Source organism: Pseudovibrio sp. WM33 (genome assembly GCF_001623165.1).
GTDB lineage: Bacteria > Pseudomonadota > Alphaproteobacteria > Rhizobiales > Stappiaceae > Pseudovibrio.
In genome coordinates this window covers 456,912-480,023 of record NZ_LMCK01000090.1, presented here as the reverse complement: position 1 = coordinate 480,023, position 23,112 = coordinate 456,912, and the positions used below count along the sequence as shown (strand labels likewise).

Genomic DNA, 23,112 nt, shown 5'->3' with positions numbered 1-23,112 from the left:
CATTAACATGGCATTCAGGGAGGGACCGGGATGCCTTGGCAAGAGTGTTCAACAATGAAACTTCGAGAAGAGTTTGTCCGACTTGCAGATCAGGACAATGCTAATCGGCGTGCCTTGTGTCGCCGGTTCGGTATCAGCCCACAAACAGGCTATAAATGGCTAAGGCGGTGGCGTGGGGGAGAAGACTTGAATGATCTCTCCCGCCGGCCCAGAATATCTCCTGGACGTTCACCACAGGAGGTGGAGCAGAGGATTTTATCAGTGCGTGATACTTACCCGGCTTGGGGTGCTCGAAAGATCCGCGCTTATCTGCAGCATAAAGGCATTACAGTTCCAGCAAGCTCCACGGTGCACTCCATTTTACAGCGCCATGACCGTATTGAACCGAAATCAACCCCAAGGTCCCCGGATTGGCAGCGATTTGAAGCTCCTCTTCCTAATCAACTCTGGCAAATGGATTTTAAAGGTTGGATCAGGCTGGAAGATAACACTCGTTGCCATCCTCTCACGGTTGTCGACGACCACTCCCGGTTTGCGATCTGCCTTAAGGCTTGCCCAGACCAACGCACCAATACAGTTAAAACGGCTTTAGAAGAGAGCTTTAAGCTCTACGGCTTGCCGAGAGCCTTTCTGGTTGACAACGGTTCCCCATGGGGGACTGCTCTTACCGATCAGCGTTGGACACCATTGCGGATCTGGTTGGCTCATCTTGGTGTCCGCCTGATCCATGCCAGACCTTTTCATCCTCAAACCAAAGGCAAGAATGAGCGGTTTAACCGAACCCTGAAAGAGGAGGTTCTGGCATACAGAACATTTCGCAGTCACCGCACTATGCAATCGGCCTTTGATCAATGGAGGCGGATTTATAATTTCCATCGCCCGCATGAAGCACTTGGATTAGCGCCACCTATCAGTCGCTATACAATCTCACAGCAAATCTTTCCCAAACACCTTCCAGATATCAGCTATCCCAAAGGAACAATGGTCCGAAAGGTGCCCAGAACAAGAGCGGAAATCAGCTTTAAAGGAAGGCTCTGGTATGTCCCCAAATGCTTCCGTGGCTACACTCTCGCCATACGTCCCTCAGACAAACCTGAGATCTTCAACGTATGTTTTGCAGCAAACACAGTCGCAAAAATCGACTTAACATCATAACATGACCGTCACCCATGTCCCCGAACAAACGTCAACCATCTCTCCGGGACAAACACTTGATCAGGGATCCAGAACATTATTTATCCCTCTAAGCTTATCAAATGCGCTCAATGGGAAAGGCTTAACTGACGCAAAACAACTAGCCTTCAAGGTGCTGAGCAACCATTATGCAGACATTGCAGACGATCGTTGCAACAAGGTAAATCAGATCAACATCAAGTTATTGCTCATGCAGTCGAGCTATTTCCATCGAGGCTAGAGCCCAGTTTATTTTAGCTCTCTTGCTGGCCTATCAATGAGCGAAGGGGCTTCTTTTTCCTTGCGAGAAAGGGATAATCTGCACTGCCCCTAAGCTGCAACCGGCATTCTTAGGACAGCGCCTTCCACTAAATCAGCACTACTACTATTGATTTGTGCTGATCATTGAGTTTTGGTAGCTGCTTAATCAGTTGAATTCTACTTAAGAAGAGAGCTGGGACTGTCCACATAAGCAGCAGCACTTCTATTTGCGGAGGTGTAGCAACTCCAAACTGCGTAAATATTGGTAATATTCATAAGATGGTAGTGTGGTCGTAATCCCCGATTAATGGAGGAGTTTTGCGTAGAATTATGCCGCCAGTTCATGGCTAAGAATTGCAACCAGCGATCATTATTATTGTTGTTCAGTCATCCCTCTCAGCTAAACATTCCCAGAAAAAGAGGTATACATGCAGTTTCTATTTGCCAAACCTTCCCTATGGACTTTTGTCGTACTTACGCTCTTTGCAACCTGTCATTCTGCGCATGGTGAAAACCTTCAATCTATCAGCAAAGCCAAGGAAGAAAACGATACTGGTGCATCGGTTGCTAAATACCGAGATTATCTACCTAGGCAAATTCTAGCTTTGTCCAACGACGAACGCAAAAGCTCAGTTCCCATTGTTTTTAACTGGGCTGCCAACTTGATGGCATCTCCTGCAGGCGATCTCAATTTAAAGTATAGCCTGAATACACTAATGTATAACGGCTTAGCTGATTACGAAGGTGCCAAGCGAAGATTTCAATTTGATCTGGCTGAGAAGCCCACCGGTGAGCTTACAGTATGGCAGATTCGACAGCTGAATTACCGCGCTTCGCGAATGAACATGACACACACTCAATTCTTTCCATCAAATTTTCATGGGATGATGGTCGCGGGGACCCTAGCTTCCGTGAAAGGCACAGTTAAATTATTGGGCGATAGAATTGCATACCCTATTAATCATGTCGTTATTAAATGCAGCCGGAGAGAAGGTACGTGCGACTATCGCCAAATAGCGTTACTTCTTCCGGATGAGAATTCTTGGTCCCAAAGCTATTATGTTGGGAATGTCAAAGATGAAACTTATTCGATCACGCGTTGGGACGGAAACCAGATCGACGCCATCCCTTTAGACAATACAGCTTGCCGCACCAACCAACTTAGCCTCAACTTTGAAACGAAGGAGTTTTTTGAGATTACCCGCAACAACACAGCGGGTGATTGTGAAACTCCAATGGGCGTGACCTTGCCACGCCTTGACAAACCGCGTATTTCGCAAATTGTTGATGGAACGGATATTATCAATGCTGAGTTTAAGGCTATATCTGATGAAGCTTATACATTCCTTTCCAGTAGGTTCCGAGCTAGCATTGAAGCATTAGGCTCAGAATGACTAATCACATAGCACGATACTTTAATTGGATTTTCTTAGTCTCTGTTCTTTTTCCTGTAATAGGTGAGGCACAGGAAAGAGACGCGATCTGTGACGCATTATTCGACGACCTGATTAAGTGGCAGTCCGAACCACCATTCAACAGAGATTACCGTCTATATAAGGTCGAGACGTTCTACAGCATGAAGCTAGATGCCTGTATTTCTGTTGAAGCGAAGTTATTTGGGGCGGAAGTGGAGGTTCGTGATTTGACACGAACAGTTATTCGAGACGGCATAGCCAAGTATCCGCTACTATTGCATTGTGATAGTGATGGCGTGGATGAGGCCAACATCAGCGCTGTGCTAAAATATAGAGGCAATGTTTATAATGTCCCATACCAAAAGTGGCTAACTGATGGGCAGGGCGGGTTGCCCAGAGCATTGAAAACACCCGACGTACCGTTCAACCGATTTGCCTGCGAAGCTGCACTTGGCCGCTGGTTGGAGCAATGGGGACCATGATCTAGAGCAATCAGAACCTATTGCAACATTGAGGCCCACCGCCAAGCGTGGACCCCTGAGGAAATTCGGAAGCTGCATTTGCTGGCGACAAAGGGGATGAGTTTAAAGGCCATAGCCAAAGCTCTCACGCGTTCTGAAGAATCCACCAAGAATAGAGCGAAGCAAGAAAAACTGAAGATCTCAAAAGCCCGCTGACTTCTTACGCTCAGGCTTTCACAAAAGATACTTTCTTGCCAGCCTCCGCCAAATTGATACGCAAAGCCCACCTCACTGCGCTCACGGACACTTTCTTCCCTCAATCCGGCTATCACACACCTTCACACCGGACAGATAACACGCCCACTTCACAATCTCTGCCTTACCCACCTTTGAGCGCCAGGACTTGATGACAAAGTAGGTGCTGTCATTGCCCAGCAAAGCTTTGGTCAGCACTGTCTCACTTTTGGAAGCTGGCGTGGTGGTGCAGCTGGTAAGGAAGAGGCCAAACTCGTAGCCATTCTCACGCTCCTTTCCTGGCAAGCGCTCTTCTTGTGTCTTACAGAAACTCCTATAAACTTACGAGGAACTTAGGAGGACCAGCGAGCGCCATGTCAGCACAAAAGTATATCAAGTTCATGTTCCTATCCGAGTTAGCGATAGCGCATGCTTTTTCAGCTTACCTAAAGGCTCGGCGCACACGGAAGAAAAAACAACCTCAGGTCCGCGAGCCGAATATTAACTGCGAGAATGGCAACGCAACACAAGCAACAAGTAGCAAGCGCGATAGTACGACTAGCATCGATACCGACTTAGATCTGCCTTCTAAACAGATTTAGGGCGCAGTTTTGAACTCGTCGGGTAGTACATATGAGGCTTAGGTTTTAGCGTTGGTTAAAATCGTTGCATTGATGGATGCAGATATTGTGATCCAGATTAAAAACAAACGATCCTTATTACAGCTTTGAAAGCGTTAGCCTCGCTACGAACACACACTCAAGCCAGACAAAATCACAAGCCATATTGAAGTTATAGCATAACCCTTAGCAACGGGAATAACTTCCCCGGTAGCAGTTAGCTGCATTCTACCAGCGAAAACTCAGCCCCCGTCCAGTCTGAAGCCAATCAACACAGCAACGCGGCCAGAACGTAAAAAACGCAAAATAACGCAAAGTTTCACATAGCAACGCAAACACGAAAAAAGCCGCTCCCCGGCAGGCAGCGGCTTTTCATGTTATCCAACAAAGGCAGGGCAAGCTCTTTTAGAGTTATGCCCCTTCAAAGCGCGTTCCATTTGATTGAGTTCAATCAAGTGATAAGAATTCACTCTAAAGGCGCTCTTAGCGCTCGTCTTCGTCCTCATCGCTGTCACCAGTGGATTTGAAGTTCGCGAACACAGCATCTGCATCCACGGCTTCTTCAACTTCACGGGTCTTCGGCGCAGGTGTCGCAAACGCAGCAGCCATTGCTTCTTCGCTTGTTGTTTCATCAACAGGCAGAAGGGATTGCGGCTCTTCACCCTCAATCGGTTTCGGAGCGTTCTTCGCAGCTTTCTCAACTTCGATGTCCAGCTCTATCTGAGAACTCAAACCCAGAGTGACCGGATCCATCGGATCAAGATGCGCAGAGTTCCAATGCGTTCTCGTACGGATTGCTTCAATCGTCGGCTTGGTTGTGCCAACAAGACGCATGATCTGAGCATCAAGCAGCTCAGGATGGTAACGTACAAGCCACAAAATTGCGTTCGGGCGATCCTGTCGACGCGAAACAGGGGTGTAACGAGGACCTTTGCGCTTGTTCTCAGGAACACGCACTTTGGACTCGAAAATCTGCATACGGTAGCGCGGATCGTTCGACGCTTTTTCAATTTCGTCACGGGTCAGCTGACCTGCCAGAACAGGGTCCATACCCTTGATGCCCTGAGCAGCTTCACCATCAGCGATCGCCTTCACTTCAAGCGGATGCAGCTTACAAAACGCAGCAATCTGATCAAAGCCAAGAGCGGTGTTATCTACCAACCATACGGCTGTTGCCTTTGGCATAAGCGGCGCGTTGGACATTGTATAAATCCCTCCTGAGTGCTCCACAGCCTAATCAAAGGTGGCGAAGCCGAATTCCATAAGAGTTTTTGGGAAACTTGAGCGCACTATACGCTCACATTTTCCCAAAAGCAAACCAGATCAACACGGGCCTCCACCATCTTTAGGAAACCTGTGAGAATTCAAAACCGGCCTATGCACTTTCCCTAAGCAACCTTGAGGATGATCTTTCCGATATGGCCGGAACCTTCCATCCTGTCATGCGCGGCCTTTACATCGCTGATATCAAAGACCTTATCCAAAACCACCTTAACGCGGCTGGTCTCCAGCAATGGCCAGACCTTCTCACGAAGAGCATCAGCGATCTGACCTTTATACGCGTTGGTCCGTGGTCGCAGTGTTGAACCGGTGTGCGTCAGCCGCTTCATCATTAATCGGCTAAAGTTGACATTCTCCGAAGGCCCATGAAGCGTCGCAATCTGGCAGATACGCCCGTCAACTGCTGCAACAATCCAGTTCTTCTCAACATAATCACCACCAACCATATCAAGGATCACTTCAACCCCCTGCTTAGATGTGATGTTACCAATCTCTTTCACAAAATCGGTCGTCCGGTAGTTGATCACATAGTCCGCCCCAAGCTCGCGAACCGCCTGTGCCTTCTCATCAGACCCAACCGTCGTAAACACCTCAGCACCGAAGGCCTTTGCCAATTGAATGGCTGTTGTCCCGATCCCGGAAGACCCGCCATGAACAAGGAACTTCTCACCAGACTGAAGCCCCAAACGGTCAAACGCATTGGACCACACCGTAAAGAAAGTCTCCGGAATGCCGGCAGCTTCCTCCATAGATATCCCCGCAGGCACATGCAGAACATGCGCAGCAGGCGCAACACAATACTGCGCATACCCACCACCCGGCGTCAGCGCACAAACCCGCTCTCCCAAGCTGTGAGAAGCAACACCTTCTCCCAACTCCACAACTTCACCAGAAACTTCCAATCCCAGCAAAGGAGAAGCCCCGGGAGGTGGCGGATATGCTCCCGTCCGCTGAATGACATCCGGACGATTTACCCCCGCTGCATGAACCTTGATCAGCACCTCGCCGACACCAGGCCTGGGGACTTCAACCTCTGCAATTTCAAGGACTTCCGAACCCCCGACACCGTTCATTACAACGGCTTTCATTTGTGCTGAACGATCATCTATTGTCATAAGCTGCCTCGATTTTTGCAAATAGCGAAACTGCTGCTTGCTCACCTTCTCAATTAGGTAAAGAATAGTAGCCAACAAGTGCCCGTCTACCCCACCAAAGGTGAATTCTCGCTTTTGTGATGAAGAGAATACCCCAAAGGCCAACACAAGGAGTTCATAAACGCTATGGGTTTATTCAATGATGATGACACACCTCGCCCAGCAACCTCCGGAGTAATGGTGGGAGAGCCCCTCACGAACCTTTCAATCCACGAATTAAACGAGCGCCTTGAGCAGCTTAAGGCAGAGATTGTGCGCGTTGAGAATGAGCTTGAAACAAAATCAAGCGCCAGCTCATCCGCAGAAAGCTTCTTCAAGTAATCAAACAAAATTTAAAACAAAAACTTACTCAAATTCATATAAATGCAAGATGCAAATTGCCAATATATAAATTGGATACTTGTAGTTTACGTATCGTTAACCATTTTAAATTAGAACTTAGTTATTCCAGTTGATCTGGAACCAGAGTGAACATTCACTCTGCTTGACGCCTCCCTGTTAAAACACCTCAGAGCCGCACCGATGCGGCTCTTTTTTTCTGCTCAGGCAACACCCTGCCCCGGTTTAATCACTCTATTCACAACCATGAGTTGGCACGGGCTTTGCTCCGCTCAGATTGAAGTAAGATCTCTTGCTCCATTTCGAGACAGTTTTATTCTTTCCAAAAGGCTCACTTCAATTTTCGAGCCTTAATTGTTTCAGACTGGGATTTTAAAGGACGCGAGTGAGAGAAACCTAACGCAGTTATTGAAGGGATTTTTAAGATGGGTGAATTCAAAACTGAAACAGGGCCAGAGAACACCTTCAACTTCGCTCAACGGCTCATGTCCTCCCAAAACTTCACGGAGCTTTTCCGCGAAGGAATGGGCCTTATTGAAGACACTGCATCCTATCTTGATGGCCCGGGCAGGAAACAGAGCAAAGCTCTTGGCTCCGCCGCGTCTCTAGCTTACGCAACCGAGTCCATGCGCCTCACCACACGCCTCATGCAGATGGCCTCCTGGCTTCTGCTGCAACGGGCAGTCAATGACGGTGAGATTGTACAAGCAGAAGCTCAGAATGAGAAAAACAAAATCCGCGTCGATAATGCGACCAAGGAAATGCAGAACCCGGCCTGGCCAGACCTGCCTGAAACACTTCGCACCCTGATCGAGACCTCATTCCACCTGCAAAGACGCATCAAGCACGTCGATAGCATGCTCAAGGAGGAGCTCCTGCGCGAGCAAGCGGCAAACACCTCCAATCCAGTGGGTGATCAGCTCTCTCAAATCACAGCAGCATTTAAATAGCCTGATAAGTTTCGCTAGCGTCGAACTCCGCTAGCAACCCTGCGCACTCCTCAAACGCGCACAAAAAAAACCGAAGCAAACGCTTCGGTTTTTTTAATTTCGCAAACTTCAGAGCAATTATTTGCCCAGGAAGCCACCAAACTTGTTGGTGAAGCGGGACACGCGACCGCCACGGTCCATGAGCTGACGGTCACCACCAGTCCATGCTGGGTGGGAGCTCGGATCGATGTCGAGCTGCAGGGTGTCACCTTCTTTACCGTAAGTAGAACGGGTGGTGAATTCGGAACCATCAACGAGTTTTACAGTGATGGTGTGGTAATCTGGATGAATGTCCTGTTTCATGACTAAACTGTCCTGTCAGCAACGGCTGAGCCGCCTCAATCAAAAGATGGGCTTAGGGCTGGCCTGAAGCATCGGTAGAAAGAAGCCGCACTTTTCCAAGAACGGCACAATTGTGAAGGGGTCTATACCCCATCCAAACCGAGGAAACAAGAGGGCACAGCCCGCAGAAAACCAGAGAAAGCGCTTGCAATTAAAACTATCGGGACACATCTACTGCATCATACGATAAACTTAAATGATTTCGCAGATATCCGGGGGTGGCATGAGCCAGCGGGACTCAAACAATCGGGAAAAGACCTTGCGTCCACTCGCAACACTTTTCCCTTATCTTTTAAGGCACAAAGCCCGTCTGGTTCTGGCAACCTTTGCTCTGCTGGCGGCAGCTGGCCTCACTTTGGTACTGCCAATTGCCGTCCGCTACATGGTTGACTACGGTTTTACCGGCGACAACCCCAACTTGATTGACGATTATTTCATTGTCATTATTTTTGTAATCGCGCTACTCGCCCTCACCAGCTCTCTTCGTTACTACATGGTCATGATGATTGGTGAGCGAGTCGTAGCGGACTTACGCTCTGACGTGTTCCGTCACCTCACTTATTTATCCCCCTCATTCTACGACAAAACAAAGTCCGGTGAGATCATTTCGCGCCTGACAGCCGATACAACCCTCATTCAGTCAGCATTCGGAGCCAGCGCATCTATTGCTCTTCGACACCTGCTGATGTTCGCTGGTTCGACGACCCTGATGGTCATCACCAGCCCGCGCCTCTCATTATTTGTGCTGCTTGCGATCCCACTCATTGTCTTGCCTCTGCTTGGCTTTGGCCGTGCGGTTCGCAACAGAACCAGCCATGCACAATCCACTTTGGCAAATGCAATTGCTTACGCAACAGAAGCACTTGGTTCCATTCGCACGCTGCAGGCTTTCACCAATGAAAAGAGCGTTTCAGATCGCTTTGCAGGAGATATCGAGACAACCTATGAAGTTGCTCTCATTGCCACCCGCGCTCGCGCATTCCTGATTGCGACAATCATCCTGATCATCGCCTCAAGCATTGTGGCAGTACTCTGGGTTGGCGCACTGGACGTGATTGATGGCCGTATGAGTGGCGGTCAGCTCACACAGTTCCTCATCTATTCCATCATTGCTGCGGGGGCTATGAGCGAACTCTCTCAGGTATGGGGCGAACTGGCAAAAGCCGCTGGCGCAGCAGACCGCATTACAGGACTGTTGCATGTTCCATCCGAAATCAATGCACCAGCCAATCCAGTCACTCTCCCCTCTCCTGCCATTGGCGAGCTTGAGTTTGATGATGTCGACTTCCATTACCCAACAGCAAAAGAAGCTGGCGTCCTGGAAGGCTTGAACCTCTCCGTCAAGAAGGGCGAAACAGTTGCTATTGTCGGCCCGAGCGGCGCAGGTAAGTCCACGCTGTTCCAGCTCTTGATGCGATATTATGATCCGGTTGCAGGTAAAGTCACACTCGACGGCATCGAACTGAACTCTGCTGATCCACGAGATTTACGCGAGCACATCGCTCTGGTCCCTCAGGACACCGCTATTTTCGGCAGCTCAATTGCAGAAAACATCGCATTTGGCAAAGAGATCGCGTCCAGAGAGCAAATTGTTGAAGCTGCGAAGTTCGCCTTGGCTGATGACTTCATCAACAACATGAAGAACGGTTATGACACACTCATTGGCGAGCGCGGAGTAACTCTCTCAGGAGGCCAACGACAGCGCATCGCGATCGCTCGTGCCATTCTGAAAGACGCCCCTGTTTTGCTGCTGGACGAAGCCACCAGCGCACTGGATGCCGAAAGCGAAACCATTGTCCAAAAAGCCCTCGATAAGCTTATGGAAGGCCGGACCACACTGATTATCGCACACCGTCTGGCAACGGTCCTCAAAGCAGATCGTATCGTTGTGATGGACGGTGGGAAGATCGTGGAAGAGGGCACCCACGACACACTGGTCGCTCAAAACGGCCTTTATGCAAAACTCGCCAGAATGCAATTTGAGATTGGAGCTGAAGCGCTCAACTCTCAGGAAAAAGCAAGCTAGCACGCACTCCAGAAAAGCGTATCTGGCTTTCAGACAAAACACTCATAAAAAAAGCCGCGCTTTCATCAAGCGCGGCTTTTTCAATTCTATCTGACAAGCTTACTCAGGCTCACTCACATCCACTGTATAGTTCAGCGGCATGCGCGCACCATCAGCAAAAATGGTCTGCCCGGAAACATAACTTGCATCTTCTGAAGCGAGGAACGCAGCAATGCTCGCCACTTCAGCAGGTTGTCCCAAACGACCAAGCGGCGTCCGGGAAAGAACCGTTTCCATCTTGCTCGCATCCTGCACAACGCTCTTGAGCATCTGTGTCTCAATGGAACCAGGCCCAATACCGTTCACACGAATGCCGTGCTTTGCCAACGCCACAGCCGAAACGTGCGTCAGCTGGTTCAAGCCACCCTTGGAGATCGTATAAGGAACCTGATCAGGGATCGCCAGAACACTGTTTACGGAGCTGATATTGATGATTGAGCCAGCAGAACCGCCCTCTTCAACTTTCTCGACCATATGCCGTGCAACAGCTTGAGAGCACAGGAATGCACCCTTCAAGTTGACACGTAAAACCCGGTCAAAATCATCTTCAGAAAGCTGAAGAAAATCACCAGCTGCTGTAATGCCAGCGTTATTAACCAGCACATCAATGTCGCCAAACTCATCCAGAGTGTTTGCAACCATATTGCGCACATCAAGGCGAACGCTGACGTCGCAATGGCAGAACGCCACATGCCCAAACTCGGAAAGAGCTTCCTGAGCCGCTTCACCGGCCCGCTCATCGGAGTCGGAGATCATGACTTTGGCGCCATCTTGCAAAAAACGCTGCGCAATAGCGTAGCCGATGCCTTGAGCGCCACCGGTTACAATCGCAACTTTCTTCTCTAGTTTCACTTTGAAGTTACCTCTGGCAATGCCGAAATTTCGCCGACCATAATCTCAAAGCCTAAACATGTCGATGCACTTCTCCAGTAAAACTGCTTAGCTCCTCTGAATTTAGCTAACAGATGCCACTCCGCGAACAGAGATCGCTTCAGCAATTTCCTCGAGAATAGCAGGATCATCAATTGTTGCTGGCATCTTGAACTCTTCACCATCTGCAATCTTCCGCATGGTCGCTCGAAGGATCTTGCCAGACCGCGTTTTGGGAAGGCGCTCAACGGTAATCGCCAGCTTAAAGGCAGCAACAGGACCAACCTTTTCACGCACCAGAGCAACCAGCTCTTTCTCAATCACAGCAGTTTGTTTTTCAACACCACTCTTCAGAACGACAAAACCACATGGCAACTGGCCCTTGAGATTGTCGGCAATCCCGATCACGGCACACTCAGCCACATCCGGGTGCTCAGAAAGAACTTCCTCCATGCCACCCGTAGACAAGCGGTGCCCAGCCACGTTGATAATGTCATCGGTACGAGCCATGATGAAGAGATAGCCGTCATCATCCATAAGACCAGCATCTGCCGTCTTGTAATAGCCGGGGAACTCTGTGAGATACGCTTCCTTGAACCGGTCATCAGCATTCCAAAGTGTTGGCAGCGATCCCGGTGGCATCGGCAGTTTCACGACAATGTTGCCAAGTTCACCCGCTCCAAGCTCATTACCTTCGTCGTCCAGCACATGCATATCATATCCCGGCATCGGGACAGTGGAACTGCCCAACTTGATGGGCAGCTTACCAAGGCCAAGAGGGTTACCAGCGATGCACCAGCCAGTCTCTGTCTGCCACCAATGATCGATGACAGGTACACCGAGCAGGTTCTCTGCCCACAAAATGGTATCTGGATCGGCTCGCTCTCCCGCAAGGAACAGCGACCGCAGCCCAGCAATGCTGTACTTCGCCAGCTCCTTACCTTCCGGATCTTCTTTCTTGATCGCCCGGAAAGCGGTCGGCGCAGTGAACAGCGAAACCACGGAATGCTCTGAGATCACCCGCCAGAACGCGCCAGCATCCGGTGTTCCAACCGGCTTACCTTCATAAAGAATAGTCGCGGCCCCATGAAGCAGCGGCGCATAAACTATGTAAGAGTGGCCAACCACCCAGCCCACATCAGACGCAGCCCAGAACACTTCACCCGGATCAATGCCGTAAAGGTTCTCCATAGACCACTTGAGCGCAACCATGTGCCCGCCGTTGTCACGCACCACACCTTTCGGCTGTCCGGTCGTACCAGAAGTATAGAGCACGTAAAGTGGATCAGTCGCAGCAACAGGAACACATTCAGTGGTCATCTTCTCTGCCACCGCAGTTTCCATCAGCTCGCCCAGATCAAAGTCACGGCCTTCAAAGAGGCCAGCAACCTTTTGCTCGCGTTGCTGAATAAAACAGAAATCAGGTTTATGGGAGGACAGTTCAATGGCGCGATCCAGCAGCGGCTTATATTCAACCACACGCCCCGGCTCGATGCCGCAAGACGCACTGATGATAGCTTGAGGCTTACAATCTTCAATACGAACAGCAAGCTCTTGAGCCGCAAAACCGCCAAATACAACAGAGTGGATCGCACCAAGCCGCGCGCAGGCGAGCATTGCAAACGTCGCTTCAGGGATCATGGGCATATAGATCAGCACCATAGTGCCTTTTTCAACGCCCTTCTCACGCAGCAGCGCAGCCATGGCGCCCACTTGCTCCTGCACTTCAAGATACGTGTAGGTGCGCTTCTCACCAGTCACAGCACTGTCGTAGATGATCGCTGGCTGTCCTGGGCGGCCATGCTCTACGTGGCGATCAACACAGTTGTAGCAGGTGTTGCACTCACCGCCGACAAACCATCGTCCATATGTTCCTTGCGAAGCATCGAATGTCTTGGTGTAGGGCGAGAACCAGTCAATGCCCTTAGCAGCTTCATCCCAGAAGGCTTCTTTGTTTTCTTTCCATCCATTGTAGATGTCGTGGTATCGGCTCGTCATAGCTGCTCTCCTCCTATGCACCCCTGCATAGTACCTGTCCACAGGTTCGGCTAAGACTGGGCCCTGAATGCCCTAAAGGCAAGTTTTGCTATATTAGAAAATCGGCTTATAACTAAAGATGACCCTATAGTTTTCAACCCGCCTATTTCTTAGTTTCCTCTTAAATAAAAAGGACTTGCCTGCACCACTGCGGGAAACAAATCATGCTGCCAATTACTGATCCCTTCTTCTACCTCTGTGCAATACCCGCTGTTTTCATTGTTGGCATGGCCAAAGGAGGATTCGGAGGCGGCCTCGCCCTTGTCGGTGTGCCGCTTATGTCATTGGCAATTCCACCTGTGCAGGCAGCAGGAATACTCCTCCCGATCTTGCTAGTCATGGATGCAGTCGGTCTTATCTCTTACCGGGCCATCTTTTGCAGGAAAACACTGGCCATTCTCATACCAGCTGGCCTGACAGGAACCCTGATCGGCTATTTCGCTGCAGCCTACATCTCTGAAACCCACATCAGACTGGTCACTGGTGCAATCGCTTTGGTCTTTGTGCTCGATTATTGGTTCAACAATAAAGCCAACAAACCGCCAAAGCCTCAGAATGTGCTTTTAGGAGGGTTCTGGGGCACTGTTTCTGGTGTCACCAGTTTCATCGCACACGCAGGCGGCGCCCCTTTTCAGATGTATGTCCTGCCACTCAGACTGGCACCACCAGTCATGGCAGGCACCGCGGTTATCTTCTTTTCGGTCGTAAATTTCTCAAAAGTGCTGCCTTACTTCGCCCTTGGCCAGTTTGACGCCAAGAACATCGCAACATCTCTTGTATTGCTCCCGCTTACCCCTCTGGCGACATTGGCGGGAATCAAGATCGTAAAACACATCAACAAAGTGCTGTTCTACAAGATCACGTATACAGCCCTGTTTGTTATCGCACTCAAACTGATTTGGGATGGCGCATCAGGTTTCTAATGCGATGCAGAAATAGAACAAAGCGCAAGCCAGCAGCTAGCTCACTCAATGACTTCGTTGCTTTGCGTTGAGCAATTTACGGATCTCAGTCGCGCTCACCCAAGCCATCATAAAGCACGCGCTTGATCAGACCAAACGGCCCGTCGACCTCGAAAGCAGCATCCGGCATTGTCTTCCAGGTCACTCGGTTATGAAAGAAACCAGAGGGATCGGTCAGATCCAGATCCCCACGCGCGGGCGAAACAATCCGATATCGAACTTGCTTTGCGTTATAGGTATCTGATGGATTACCCGCATATTCTGAGCTTGGCGGCTGCCCTTCGACCCACGAGAAGAAATAGGTACGCAGCTGATCTGCCATACTACCTGTCGAATTGAGCTGACCAAAGTTGAGTTGGAGCCCGACAACCAGACAAACAGCTGTCGATATGGCCCAAAGATACCAATGATCGCGGAAGTGACTCAGAATGACTGCGCGATTGAGATACAGCTGGATCAGAACAGGGAATGCCACCAACAACACAAACCACTGCGCATCCTGTGATCGTTGTGGTCCGAGGGTGAAAATATAACCCGTCAGAGCCACGGTAATCGCGCAGAAAACCACGCCAAAGAATAAGGCGATCTTCCCCTGTCGATTTGGTGTCACTACGGTCATGCGAGCCCTGCTTGTTCATCACTCGCCGTATCAAACGGGTCGCGATTTATTCTTTTATCAGACAGGTCTACATTACAAATCGAAAGGCAAACGGGGAAGACTTCTGAGGTGTTGCAAATTGTCGCGAGCGTTTGTCTTGCCCAAAAACGCAACAAGATTTCACCTTTGCCGTTAAGTTAAGGCACCAGTTGCAACCACCGCATTTAAATTCGCCGAATATATCGACACCAATCCACAAAACATCTCAAAAATACTTATAGTTGAAAGTCTAATAACAAGAAGATCCTCAGACTAACATCTAAGTCATCTGAACTACCCCCTACGCCTATACTCAGATATATCAAAATATGCGACACTCTTAATTCCAAGCTCTTCATCGGAGCCAATAACTATCTTGGGAAAGCTGATAGCCAGTTCAACGGATCTTCGCAGTTCTCTTGAGCGGAAGTTGAATGCCTGGGGAATTTCATGAAAAACAATAGTCCAAACACATCATATTTCGACAAAGACCTCCCAAAAACTGAAGCAAATTACACACCATTAAGCCCACTCAGTTTTTTGGAGAGAGCTGCAAAAGTTTTTCCAAGCCACACAGCCATCATTCACGGCAAGATTCGTAGGTCCTATAAGGAGTTCTATGAGCGCTCTATTAAACTCGCGAGCGCCCTGGAAAAGCGTGGTATAGGCAAGAATGACTGCGTGTCTGTCATGCTGCCCAACACACCACCGATGCTTGAAGCTCATTACGGCGTACCTATGGCTGGTGCAGTACTCCATGCACTCAACACCCGTCTCGATGCCGCTGTCATTGCATTCCAGCTGGACCATGCAGAGAGCAAGCTGGTGATCGTGGACCGCGAGTTCTCGAAAGTCATTGCCGAAGCATTGGAACTGGCAACGGTGAAGCCGGAAGTGGTGCTTTACGACGACAAAGAATTCCCTCAATCAACGCCCGCAATTGGAGAGTTGGAGTACGAGGAGCTGATTGCACGCGGTTCCGCTGATTTTGACTGGCAACTTCCCGCGGATGAATGGGATGCAATCACACTCAACTACACGTCGGGTACAACAGGAAACCCGAAAGGTGTCGTTTATCATCATCGTGGTGCTTACCTTCTTGCGCAAGCAAACATCATCACCGCAGCCATGGGCAAAAAGCCGGTCTATCTCTGGACACTGCCAATGTTCCACTGCAATGGCTGGTGTTTCCCATGGGCCTTGTCCCTCGTTGCCGGAACGCATGTCTGCCTCCGTCAAGTACGACAAGCCCCTATTTGGAATGCCTTGGCAGATGAGAAAGTCACGCACCTCTGCGGTGCTCCAATCGTGATGTCCACGCTGCTCACCCCCCCCCAAGGACCAAAAGCGCAAACTCACCCATGATGTCGAGTTTTTCACCGCCGCAGCGCCGCCACCTGAAGCTGTTCTTGCAGCGATGGCAGAAGAAGGCTTCAATGTTACCCATCTCTATGGGTTGACAGAAGTCTATGGCCCAGCCGTCGTCAACGAATGGCATGATCATTGGAGTGAACTTCCGGCATCAGAACAAGCTGCATTGAAAGCCAGACAAGGCGTCAATTACGTCGCTTTGCAGGATCTTGCTGTTCTCGACCCTGAAACCATGAAGCCAGTCCCTGCTGATGGAGAAACCATTGGCGAGGTCATGTTCAAAGGCAATGTCGTAATGAAAGGGTACCTGAAGAACCCCTCCGCAACACAGGAAGCCTTCAACGGCGGTTGGTTCCACTCAGGTGACTTGGGCGTTCAGCATGAAGATGGATACGTCCAACTCAAAGACCGTTCCAAAGACATCATCATCTCAGGAGGTGAAAACATCTCATCCATTGAGATCGAGGAAGTCCTCTACAAACACCCGGAAATCTCATCAGCAGCAGTGGTTGCGCGTCCCGATGACAAGTGGGGGGAAACTCCCTGTGCATTTGTGGAGCTGAAAGAGAACAGCAGTGTGACGGAAGACGATATCGTAACCTACTGCAAACAGCATCTGGCCAGCTTCAAATCACCAAGAACTGTTGTCTTCACAGACCTGCCGAAAACCTCAACAGGCAAGATCCAGAAGTTCGTACTGCGCGAGGAAGCAAAAAAGATCGGCTGACCCTAAACAAAAAATGCGCCGCTAAAAGCGACGCATTCTCTATTCGGTTAAGAAAAAGGAAGCTACCCTGTCACTCGTATTCGCGAGATCTCATCCTTAAGCTTCAACTTTTGCCTTTTTAGATTGCCTAGTTCGATCTCATCCATCGAAGGATGGTGCTTGGCTGTTTCCAGCTCCCTCTCAATGGTAGCATGGCGGCGTTCCAGCTCAGTCAAATGCTCACGGATGGACATAGGTTTTGATCCTCCTACATTGTCTCTGTTACAGGTGGATGATGGCACCATTTTATTGAGTTGTCGAACTATGATTAGCTGTTTTTTTGGGGCCTCTACAACGCGAGATCGCTAATTCATGAAAAACTTAGGGAACTTATAAATGACCCAGTAAATTTAATGGGTTTCATATTCCACTCAAAAGAGAACTTCACTAAGTATTCAACCCTATATATACGCTGCGTAAATCCGTCATGAGACAACACTTCCTGTAAAAATCGAGAGACTCTTGTTCATCACCGCTGCACATTCGGTATACTGTTGCCGAGCGGTGAATTGCGACAACGCGCTCCACCAGATTTGATCATTGATGGGTCTCGTTGCACACAGACCGATATGTGTCATGTGAGGACAAAACGATGACGGAAGATACTCTCGATCAGGATAGCAAGCGTTCCGAGCTCGCTGAGTTGCGACAGGAGCATCGGGATCTTGATCATTCCATCGAAGCGCTCATTGAAACGGGACGGGCAGATGTTCTCCAGCTGCAACGCTTAAAGAAGAAAAAACTGATGCTAAGAGACCAGATTCAGGTGCTGGAAACACAGCTCTTACCTGACATTATTGCCTAAATTAGAGGCAGAGCTCTAACCTTCGTATACTATTGGCATTTCTTGTTGTAATTGGCTTGAAACACGCCGTGTTATTTCTATAATCCGCGCTTTCTTCCCAGACGCTCAGAGGGTGCCCGTTTTATGAACCGCACAGACCAGCCAGAAGTCGCTATCATCATGGGAAGCCAATCCGATTGGCCAACCATGAAAAATGCTGCAGATACGCTAGAAGCACTGGGAGTTTCCTATGATGCTCGCATCGTCTCAGCCCACCGCACCCCGGACCGTCTGGTAGAGTTTTCCAAAACAGCAAGAGAGAACGGCTTCAAGGTTGTTATCGCTGGCGCTGGCGGAGCAGCCCACCTTCCGGGTATGGCTGCATCCATGACACCGCTGCCAGTGTTTGGTGTTCCAATTGAGTCGCGCGCTCTTAAAGGACAGGACAGCCTCCTTTCCATCGTTCAAATGCCAGCAGGCATTCCCGTTGGCACTCTTGCCATTGGTCGTGCAGGTGCTGTCAACGCAGCATTAATGGCTGCCGCTGTTTTGGCACTCAACAATCCGGAGATCGCCGCCAATTTGGATGACTGGCGCGAAAAGCAAAGTCAGGCTGTGGCTGAGAAGCCAGTCAACCCGGAAGAGTAAGAGATTCAGAGGCGCCCACTTGCAAGCGCCTCATTTGTTTCAAGCCGCCCCTAACATCTGGCCCCTAACATCTGGAAAGTTTTCGAAATGGGTTCCACACTACGTCCTGGCGACACGATTGGTATTTTGGGTGGAGGCCAGCTTGGCCGCATGATCGCGCAAGCTGCCAGCAGGATGGGCCTGAAGTGCCATATCTATTGCCCGGATGAAAACAGCCCCGCTTTTGAGGTCTCAGAAAAGAAGACCGTTGCGGCCTACGAAGACGAACAAGCACTCACCCAGTTTGCGAAAAGCGTTTCAGTCGTCACTTATGAGTTCGAAAATGTCCCCGGCGAGACAGCCCGCATTCTGGAGCAGTTTGTTCCAGTTCGCCCCGGCCCACATGCACTGAAAGTTTCCCAGGATCGCCTGGCAGAAAAGACATTCCTTTCAGAAGAAGCGGCAACGCAGGTCGCTCCCTTTATAAAGGTCGACACGCAGGCAGAGCTGGAAGCTGCGCTCATGGAGTTGGGCGGTCAGGGTGTACTGAAAACGCGCCGTTTTGGATATGATGGCAAAGGCCAGATCATGATCCGTACACCTGAGGACATCGAAGGCGCCATGAGCAAGCTTGGCAATCAGCCATCTATCCTTGAAGGCATCGTTCCGTTTGAAAAAGAGATTTCCATCATCGTCGCGCGTGGCGTGGATGGAACGGTCAAATGCTATGATCCGGCGGACAACTACCACAAGAACCACATTCTGAAGACCTCTAGCGTACCTGCAGACATCCCGGCAGAAACCGCTCAGGAAGCCATCGATATGGCAACCCGCATCGCTGTTGCGCTCGATTATATCGGAGTGATGGGCGTAGAACTGTTTGTCGTCAGAGACGGCGAGGCTACAGAGTTGAAGGTCAACGAAATAGCGCCACGCGTTCACAATTCAGGTCACTGGACAGAAGACGCTTGTCCGGTTTCTCAATTTGAACAGCATGTTCGCGCTGTTGCAGGCTGGCCACTTGGCAGGCCAACCCGAGCACACAACGTCATCATGGAAAACCTGATTGGTGATGATGTGAACTCATGGGAATCAGCACTGCTGGAGCCAAACGCTCGTCTGACGCTCTACGGTAAAGCAGAGACACGGGAAGGCCGCAAGATGGGCCACATCAACCGCCTCTCCCCAAAATCCTGATCGCGTTATCCTACAAAGAAAAAGCCCCCGAAGGTCTGATCATCTTCGGGGGCTTTCATTTAATTGAACCAGACTATCCTAGCCTAACCAGACCAAGTTGATCGCGTTTCTGGAACCGGATCAGCAACAGGATTCCAGTGATAAATAGACCACTGGCCAAACCAACCCAGATCCCTTCTGGGCCCCAGTTAAAGGTGAACGCCATCACGTAGGAAAGCGGCACACCAATAATCCAGTAACCAATCACCGCAATCACCATCGGCACTCGCGTATCTGAAAGACCGCGCAGAACACCACCAGCAACCACCTGAATACCATCAACCACCATGTACACCGCTGCAATAAAGACCAGCGGTACACCAAGGCGGATCACATCCGCTGCATCTGGATTACTGCTGTCCAGATAGAAGGAAATCAGCGTATCAGGAATCGCAACAAACAAGACCGCACCAAGCAGACCAATCACAATGGACCAGATCAGAGCCACCCAGCCAGCACGTGTAATGCCATCAGCATCGCCACGACCAGATGCAATGCCAACACGCACAACAGCGGCGTTAGCAAAACCAAGCGGAATCATGAACGCAATACCAGAGAGCTGAACCGCAATACCGTGAGCTGCAAGTTCCAGCGTCCCAATCCAGCCCATCATCAAAGCAGCAGCAGAGAACAAGCCTACTTCAGCGACCAGCATGAGGGAAATCGGCCAACCGAGACGAAGGATTTCAAAGAACGCAGGCCAGTCAGCACGCCAGAAGCGAACAAACACCTCATACTTGCGAGATTTCTCTTCCCAAAACACATAGGCAATCAAAATCACACAGGATGCCAACGCAGTCACAACAGACGCAATCCCGGCACCTAGAATGCCAAGTTGAGGAAAGCCGTAATAGCCAAAGATCAGCACATAATCGAGAAGTGCATTGACCACAGCGCTCACGACAGTCGCCCACAACACAATTTGCGAACGTTCAATGCTGGTGAGGAAGCTGCGAAGCGCCGCCACAAATAACGATGGATACATCGACCACTGCACAATGCGCAGATAATTCGCAGCAATCGCAGAAACTTCTGCTTCCTGCCCAAGAGCCAGCAAGAGGCTCTCACCGTTCCACAGCACGACCATCGCAAAAGTCGTATAAATGAGCGAAATCCAAAGGCCCATGCGCGAAGCACGCCGCACATTACGTATGTCGCCTTTACCTTCGGCTCTGGATGCCAATGGCATAACGGCTTGCAAGAACCCAAGTCCTGCCAGCCATGTCAGAAAGAACAACTGTAAAGCCAGCACGGATGCTGCCAGCTCTGTTGCGCCAAGCCAACCGATCATCAATGCATCGGTGGCATTGATTGCCATCTGCGCAAGTTGCGCACCGATCAACGGCAATCCCAAAATAAGCGTTGCATTGGACTCCCCCCACCATGCAGACATGGATGTGGGTTTGGCAACGCTGGTGCTTTCAACCCGCGTCATCATAAGCTCCTGAAGAAAAGGGCATGGAGCCCCTCCAGAACTTGAGCCTCTCAAGAACATAAACAAGGCTGGGTCCTGCAATTGACCACAGTGCCTCGCTGGGAGGAAACTTCCTATCGTAGAAACAGATCGACAAAATCCCAGTGGCTTCTTGCCTAAGCAATACCGCTAGTGAAAATGCCGATTACGCTACTTTGCAAAACTCTTCGGGAATGTCCAGAGGAATAAAGCAAGGCGCATTATCACCACCATAAACCATAATGTGTCCGCAAGGCACTTCATACCAACCTTGCCCGCCCTTTTCCAAAGGCTCTGAGACAACACTCAAGCTGCTGTTATGTAAGCGATAATATAGGCTCGGAACAATCTTATCACTAGAGCAACGCACAGCATAAAGGCGCTCACCATCAGTCAAGGCCATCGCTACGCGCAATGGAGCAATGACATCATTGCAACGCATAATCTCAAGTGTTTTCGTTAGGACCTGTTGCACAGCCCCCACAGGATCAACATCCAGACCATGACTTAACATGGCAAGAAACAGCGCTTCACTGTCCGTTGTACCCTGCCGATAACGATAAAAGTCGTCGCTGATCAAACTCTCAATCTGGCGGCGGATATCATCATACCCTCCAATCTGCCCGTTATGCATAAACATCCATTTGCCGACAGCAAACGGATGGCAGTTTGAACGAGAGGTCGCAGTGCCTGTCGATGCGCGCACATGAGCAAAGAATAAAGAGGACTTGAGGTGCTTGGTGATACTCAGAAGGTTCTCATCACCCCACGCAGGCTGCGTATCACGATAAAGACCCGGCTCTGATTTGTGACCGTACCAACCAATCCCAAAGCCATCACCATTGGTGTTCACCTTGGCTTCCGCACAATGCAGGCTCTGCGCAATCAGAGAATGATTGGGCATTGAAATCAGCTCTTCCATGAAAATGGGAGCTCCACGGTACGCAAGCCAGCGGCACATTACATTATTCTTTCTTCTGGTCGATTACCCAAATGAGGTCACTAGAGTATGCATGATCCATCAGCACGTATAAACCCCTTACCTAGAACTAGAGTAACGAGTTTTCTCAGTGAACGTTCCGTGGATCTAAAGAGAGTCTCTCAATCGCAGCTCTCGCGAGTCGAATGAACTCACTCGACTCATCTCCGAAGTCGGATATGACGAACAGTGTTTGAAGCGAATTACATGTAAATTTCCACCTCGATTTCCACTGTTCAGAAAAGCTCCTGTGACTTTTTTCGGCGGCGCAAGAGAGACTCAATCAAATACAATCAAAGGTTGTATTTTGAAAAAATAATTTCACATACAAAGTTAAAATTCATTTTGAAAGCTTTTTTTACTTATATTTTACTTCACTCACGAACATGCCAATGCCCCAATTTGAAGAAAATAAGCGCATGCTGCTGAGATTGCCTTGTCCCACAAGAGGTATTCCCCCCTTTCCCATCTATAAATTAACATAGATTCTCAAGTAAGGAGGTAGACAGCCCCCACGCAGTCTGTTAGTTACCCCGTCAAGAAGCGACGCATCAGCGGCGACGGAGTTCTTGTGACCCGTGCATATGCGCTAAGCGTTGCTATCAATCATTTCATCTATGTCGTTCTGGATACGTAATCCAGAATGCTCGAAGGTAAGGATAAACGCGTGCAGGTTCTCGTTCGCGATAATAACGTCGATCAGGCGCTTAAAGCGCTTAAGAAAAAGATGCAGCGTGAAGGCATCTTCCGTGAAATGAAGCTTCGTGGCCACTACGAAAAGCCATCTGAAAAGAAGGCTCGCGAAAAGGCTGAAGCAATCCGCCGCACTCGCAAGCTGGCTCGCAAGAAAGCACAGCGTGAAGGCCTGTTGGTCGGCAAAGGTCGTCGTTAATCCGGCGGCACTCGGGACATCACGCAGCTAAGGCTCAACTATGTTTGACGAAAAGCGTGTGAGCGGACCGAAGCTAGAATTCAGAACGGACTAACCGGTGAACCGGTTGGTCCGTTTGTTGTTTTTGCTGGTTCATTTGACCTTTTTTTGCCACACTAAAGTGT

20 protein-coding genes and 2 pseudogenes are annotated in these 23,112 nt (G+C 49.8%); 12 read left to right on the top strand and 10 right to left on the bottom strand.

Features of this window, described 5'->3' with window-relative positions:
• Positions 1–30: 30 nt before the first annotated feature.
• From PsWM33_RS17490 to PsWM33_RS17480, 3 genes and pseudogenes are all read left to right on the top strand, one after another.
• Positions 31–1,204, top strand: a pseudogene (locus PsWM33_RS17490) (IS481 family transposase); the annotation flags it as partial.
• A gap of 658 nt (positions 1,205–1,862) precedes the next feature.
• Positions 1,863–2,828 carry a hypothetical protein gene (locus tag PsWM33_RS17485; protein ID WP_063301050.1) on the top strand — a complete coding sequence of 322 codons (966 nt, stop codon included), beginning with the start codon at positions 1,863–1,865 and terminating at the stop codon, positions 2,826–2,828.
• On the top strand, positions 2,825–3,331 hold the full coding sequence (locus PsWM33_RS17480; protein ID WP_063301049.1) for a hypothetical protein: 507 nt from the start codon (positions 2,825–2,827) through the stop codon (positions 3,329–3,331). Before PsWM33_RS17485 ends, PsWM33_RS17480 begins: the two co-directional genes overlap by 4 nt.
• A gap of 276 nt (positions 3,332–3,607) precedes the next feature.
• On the opposite strand, the gene PsWM33_RS17475 is transcribed toward PsWM33_RS17480, so the two are convergent.
• The 3 genes from PsWM33_RS17475 to PsWM33_RS17460 all read right to left on the bottom strand — a co-directional run bounded on the left by PsWM33_RS17475 (position 3,608) and on the right by PsWM33_RS17460 (position 6,560).
• Positions 3,608–3,850, bottom strand: coding sequence for a hypothetical protein (locus PsWM33_RS17475; protein ID WP_063298493.1), 243 nt, complete (start codon positions 3,848–3,850; stop codon positions 3,608–3,610).
• A gap of 797 nt (positions 3,851–4,647) precedes the next feature.
• Complete coding sequence (locus tag PsWM33_RS17465) at positions 4,648–5,367, bottom strand: DUF1013 domain-containing protein (protein WP_057462016.1); 720 nt, start codon at positions 5,365–5,367, stop codon at positions 4,648–4,650.
• Between the two features lie 185 nt (positions 5,368–5,552).
• Complete coding sequence (locus PsWM33_RS17460; RefSeq protein WP_063301048.1) at positions 5,553–6,560, bottom strand: NAD(P)H-quinone oxidoreductase; 1,008 nt, start codon at positions 6,558–6,560, stop codon at positions 5,553–5,555.
• A gap of 165 nt (positions 6,561–6,725) precedes the next feature.
• Between PsWM33_RS17460 and PsWM33_RS17455 the strand changes: the two genes are divergently transcribed.
• Both PsWM33_RS17455 and rcdA read left to right on the top strand, forming a co-directional pair.
• The gene (locus PsWM33_RS17455; RefSeq protein WP_063301047.1) at positions 6,726–6,920 is read left to right on the top strand and encodes a DUF1192 domain-containing protein; all 195 of its coding nucleotides are present in this window, start codon (positions 6,726–6,728) and stop codon (positions 6,918–6,920) included.
• 443 nt (positions 6,921–7,363) lie between these two features.
• Positions 7,364–7,888: a protease adaptor protein RcdA gene (gene rcdA / locus PsWM33_RS17450; RefSeq protein WP_057462019.1), complete on the top strand. Its 525-nt coding sequence runs from the start codon at positions 7,364–7,366 to the stop codon at positions 7,886–7,888.
• A 117-nt stretch (positions 7,889–8,005) separates the two neighbouring features.
• On the opposite strand, the gene rpmE is transcribed toward rcdA, so the two are convergent.
• The gene (gene rpmE / locus PsWM33_RS17445; protein WP_008551475.1) at positions 8,006–8,230 is read right to left on the bottom strand and encodes a 50S ribosomal protein L31; all 225 of its coding nucleotides are present in this window, start codon (positions 8,228–8,230) and stop codon (positions 8,006–8,008) included.
• A 262-nt stretch (positions 8,231–8,492) separates the two neighbouring features.
• On the opposite strand from rpmE, the gene PsWM33_RS17440 reads away from it, so the two are divergent.
• Entirely contained in the window at positions 8,493–10,295 is a 1,803-nt protein-coding gene (locus PsWM33_RS17440) for an ABC transporter transmembrane domain-containing protein (protein WP_208994611.1), read from the top strand.
• A gap of 99 nt (positions 10,296–10,394) precedes the next feature.
• Here PsWM33_RS17440 and PsWM33_RS17435 read toward each other — a convergent pair whose 3' ends face one another.
• The gene (locus tag PsWM33_RS17435) at positions 10,395–11,186 is read right to left on the bottom strand and encodes an SDR family NAD(P)-dependent oxidoreductase (protein WP_057462020.1); all 792 of its coding nucleotides are present in this window, start codon (positions 11,184–11,186) and stop codon (positions 10,395–10,397) included.
• Between the two features lie 102 nt (positions 11,187–11,288).
• Complete coding sequence (locus tag PsWM33_RS17430; protein WP_063298498.1) at positions 11,289–13,202, bottom strand: propionyl-CoA synthetase; 1,914 nt, start codon at positions 13,200–13,202, stop codon at positions 11,289–11,291.
• A gap of 203 nt (positions 13,203–13,405) precedes the next feature.
• Between PsWM33_RS17430 and PsWM33_RS17425 the strand changes: the two genes are divergently transcribed.
• The gene (locus tag PsWM33_RS17425) at positions 13,406–14,164 is read left to right on the top strand and encodes a sulfite exporter TauE/SafE family protein (protein ID WP_063301046.1); all 759 of its coding nucleotides are present in this window, start codon (positions 13,406–13,408) and stop codon (positions 14,162–14,164) included.
• A gap of 85 nt (positions 14,165–14,249) precedes the next feature.
• Here the strand turns inward: PsWM33_RS17425 and PsWM33_RS17420 are convergent, their stop codons facing one another.
• A complete protein-coding gene (locus PsWM33_RS17420) occupies positions 14,250–14,822 on the bottom strand; it encodes a hypothetical protein (protein ID WP_063298500.1) in 573 nt (190 codons plus the stop codon).
• A gap of 468 nt (positions 14,823–15,290) precedes the next feature.
• Between PsWM33_RS17420 and PsWM33_RS17415 the strand changes: the two are divergent.
• Positions 15,291–16,938, top strand: a pseudogene (locus PsWM33_RS17415) (acyl-CoA synthetase).
• Positions 16,939–17,000: 62 nt separating this feature from the next.
• On the opposite strand, the gene PsWM33_RS26880 reads toward PsWM33_RS17415, so the two are convergent.
• Positions 17,001–17,171, bottom strand: a complete 171-nt coding sequence (locus PsWM33_RS26880; RefSeq protein ID WP_082596622.1) for a YdcH family protein — start codon at positions 17,169–17,171, stop codon at positions 17,001–17,003.
• Positions 17,172–17,569: 398 nt separating this feature from the next.
• Here PsWM33_RS26880 and PsWM33_RS17410 point away from each other — a divergent pair, with 398 nt between their 5' ends.
• From PsWM33_RS17410 to PsWM33_RS17400, 3 genes are all read left to right on the top strand, one after another.
• Positions 17,570–17,782 carry a YdcH family protein gene (locus PsWM33_RS17410; RefSeq protein ID WP_057462025.1) on the top strand — a complete coding sequence of 71 codons (213 nt, stop codon included), beginning with the start codon at positions 17,570–17,572 and terminating at the stop codon, positions 17,780–17,782.
• Positions 17,783–17,905: 123 nt separating this feature from the next.
• Complete coding sequence (gene purE, locus PsWM33_RS17405) at positions 17,906–18,409, top strand: 5-(carboxyamino)imidazole ribonucleotide mutase (protein WP_063301045.1); 504 nt, start codon at positions 17,906–17,908, stop codon at positions 18,407–18,409.
• An 87-nt stretch (positions 18,410–18,496) separates the two neighbouring features.
• On the top strand, positions 18,497–19,585 hold the full coding sequence (locus tag PsWM33_RS17400) for a 5-(carboxyamino)imidazole ribonucleotide synthase (protein WP_063298503.1): 1,089 nt from the start codon (positions 18,497–18,499) through the stop codon (positions 19,583–19,585).
• A gap of 73 nt (positions 19,586–19,658) precedes the next feature.
• On the opposite strand, the gene PsWM33_RS17395 is transcribed toward PsWM33_RS17400, so the two are convergent.
• Positions 19,659–21,059 carry an MATE family efflux transporter gene (locus PsWM33_RS17395; protein WP_208992090.1) on the bottom strand — a complete coding sequence of 467 codons (1,401 nt, stop codon included), beginning with the start codon at positions 21,057–21,059 and terminating at the stop codon, positions 19,659–19,661.
• A gap of 184 nt (positions 21,060–21,243) precedes the next feature.
• Positions 21,244–21,981 carry a class II glutamine amidotransferase gene (locus PsWM33_RS17390; protein ID WP_244276707.1) on the bottom strand — a complete coding sequence of 246 codons (738 nt, stop codon included), beginning with the start codon at positions 21,979–21,981 and terminating at the stop codon, positions 21,244–21,246.
• A 742-nt stretch (positions 21,982–22,723) separates the two neighbouring features.
• Here PsWM33_RS17390 and rpsU point away from each other — a divergent pair.
• Positions 22,724–22,948 carry a 30S ribosomal protein S21 gene (gene rpsU, locus PsWM33_RS17385; protein ID WP_063298527.1) on the top strand — a complete coding sequence of 75 codons (225 nt, stop codon included), beginning with the start codon at positions 22,724–22,726 and terminating at the stop codon, positions 22,946–22,948.
• Positions 22,949–23,112 lie beyond the last annotated feature (164 nt).

Bases quoted from the DNA above. Each gene is read 5' to 3' on its own strand.
- PsWM33_RS17485 (WP_063301050.1), top strand. From the start codon at position 1,863: ATGCAGTTTCTATTTGCCAAACCTTCCCTATGGACTTTTGTCGTACTT.
- PsWM33_RS17480 (WP_063301049.1), top strand. From the start codon at position 2,825: ATGACTAATCACATAGCACGATACTTTAATTGGATTTTCTTAGTCTCT.
- PsWM33_RS17465 (WP_057462016.1), bottom strand. From the start codon at position 5,367: ATGTCCAACGCGCCGCTTATGCCAAAGGCAACAGCCGTATGGTTGGTA.
- PsWM33_RS17460 (WP_063301048.1), bottom strand. From the start codon at position 6,560: ATGACAATAGATGATCGTTCAGCACAAATGAAAGCCGTTGTAATGAAC.
- PsWM33_RS17455 (WP_063301047.1), top strand. From the start codon at position 6,726: ATGGGTTTATTCAATGATGATGACACACCTCGCCCAGCAACCTCCGGA.
- rcdA (WP_057462019.1), top strand. From the start codon at position 7,364: ATGGGTGAATTCAAAACTGAAACAGGGCCAGAGAACACCTTCAACTTC.
- rpmE (WP_008551475.1), bottom strand. From the start codon at position 8,230: ATGAAACAGGACATTCATCCAGATTACCACACCATCACTGTAAAACTC.
- PsWM33_RS17440 (WP_208994611.1), top strand. From the start codon at position 8,493: ATGAGCCAGCGGGACTCAAACAATCGGGAAAAGACCTTGCGTCCACTC.
- PsWM33_RS17430 (WP_063298498.1), bottom strand. From the start codon at position 13,202: ATGACGAGCCGATACCACGACATCTACAATGGATGGAAAGAAAACAAA.
- PsWM33_RS17425 (WP_063301046.1), top strand. From the start codon at position 13,406: ATGCTGCCAATTACTGATCCCTTCTTCTACCTCTGTGCAATACCCGCT.
- PsWM33_RS17420 (WP_063298500.1), bottom strand. From the start codon at position 14,822: ATGACCGTAGTGACACCAAATCGACAGGGGAAGATCGCCTTATTCTTT.
- PsWM33_RS26880 (WP_082596622.1), bottom strand. From the start codon at position 17,171: ATGTCCATCCGTGAGCATTTGACTGAGCTGGAACGCCGCCATGCTACC.
- PsWM33_RS17410 (WP_057462025.1), top strand. From the start codon at position 17,570: ATGACGGAAGATACTCTCGATCAGGATAGCAAGCGTTCCGAGCTCGCT.
- purE (WP_063301045.1), top strand. From the start codon at position 17,906: ATGAACCGCACAGACCAGCCAGAAGTCGCTATCATCATGGGAAGCCAA.
- PsWM33_RS17400 (WP_063298503.1), top strand. From the start codon at position 18,497: ATGGGTTCCACACTACGTCCTGGCGACACGATTGGTATTTTGGGTGGA.
- PsWM33_RS17395 (WP_208992090.1), bottom strand. From the start codon at position 21,059: ATGACGCGGGTTGAAAGCACCAGCGTTGCCAAACCCACATCCATGTCT.
- PsWM33_RS17390 (WP_244276707.1), bottom strand. From the start codon at position 21,981: ATGCCCAATCATTCTCTGATTGCGCAGAGCCTGCATTGTGCGGAAGCC.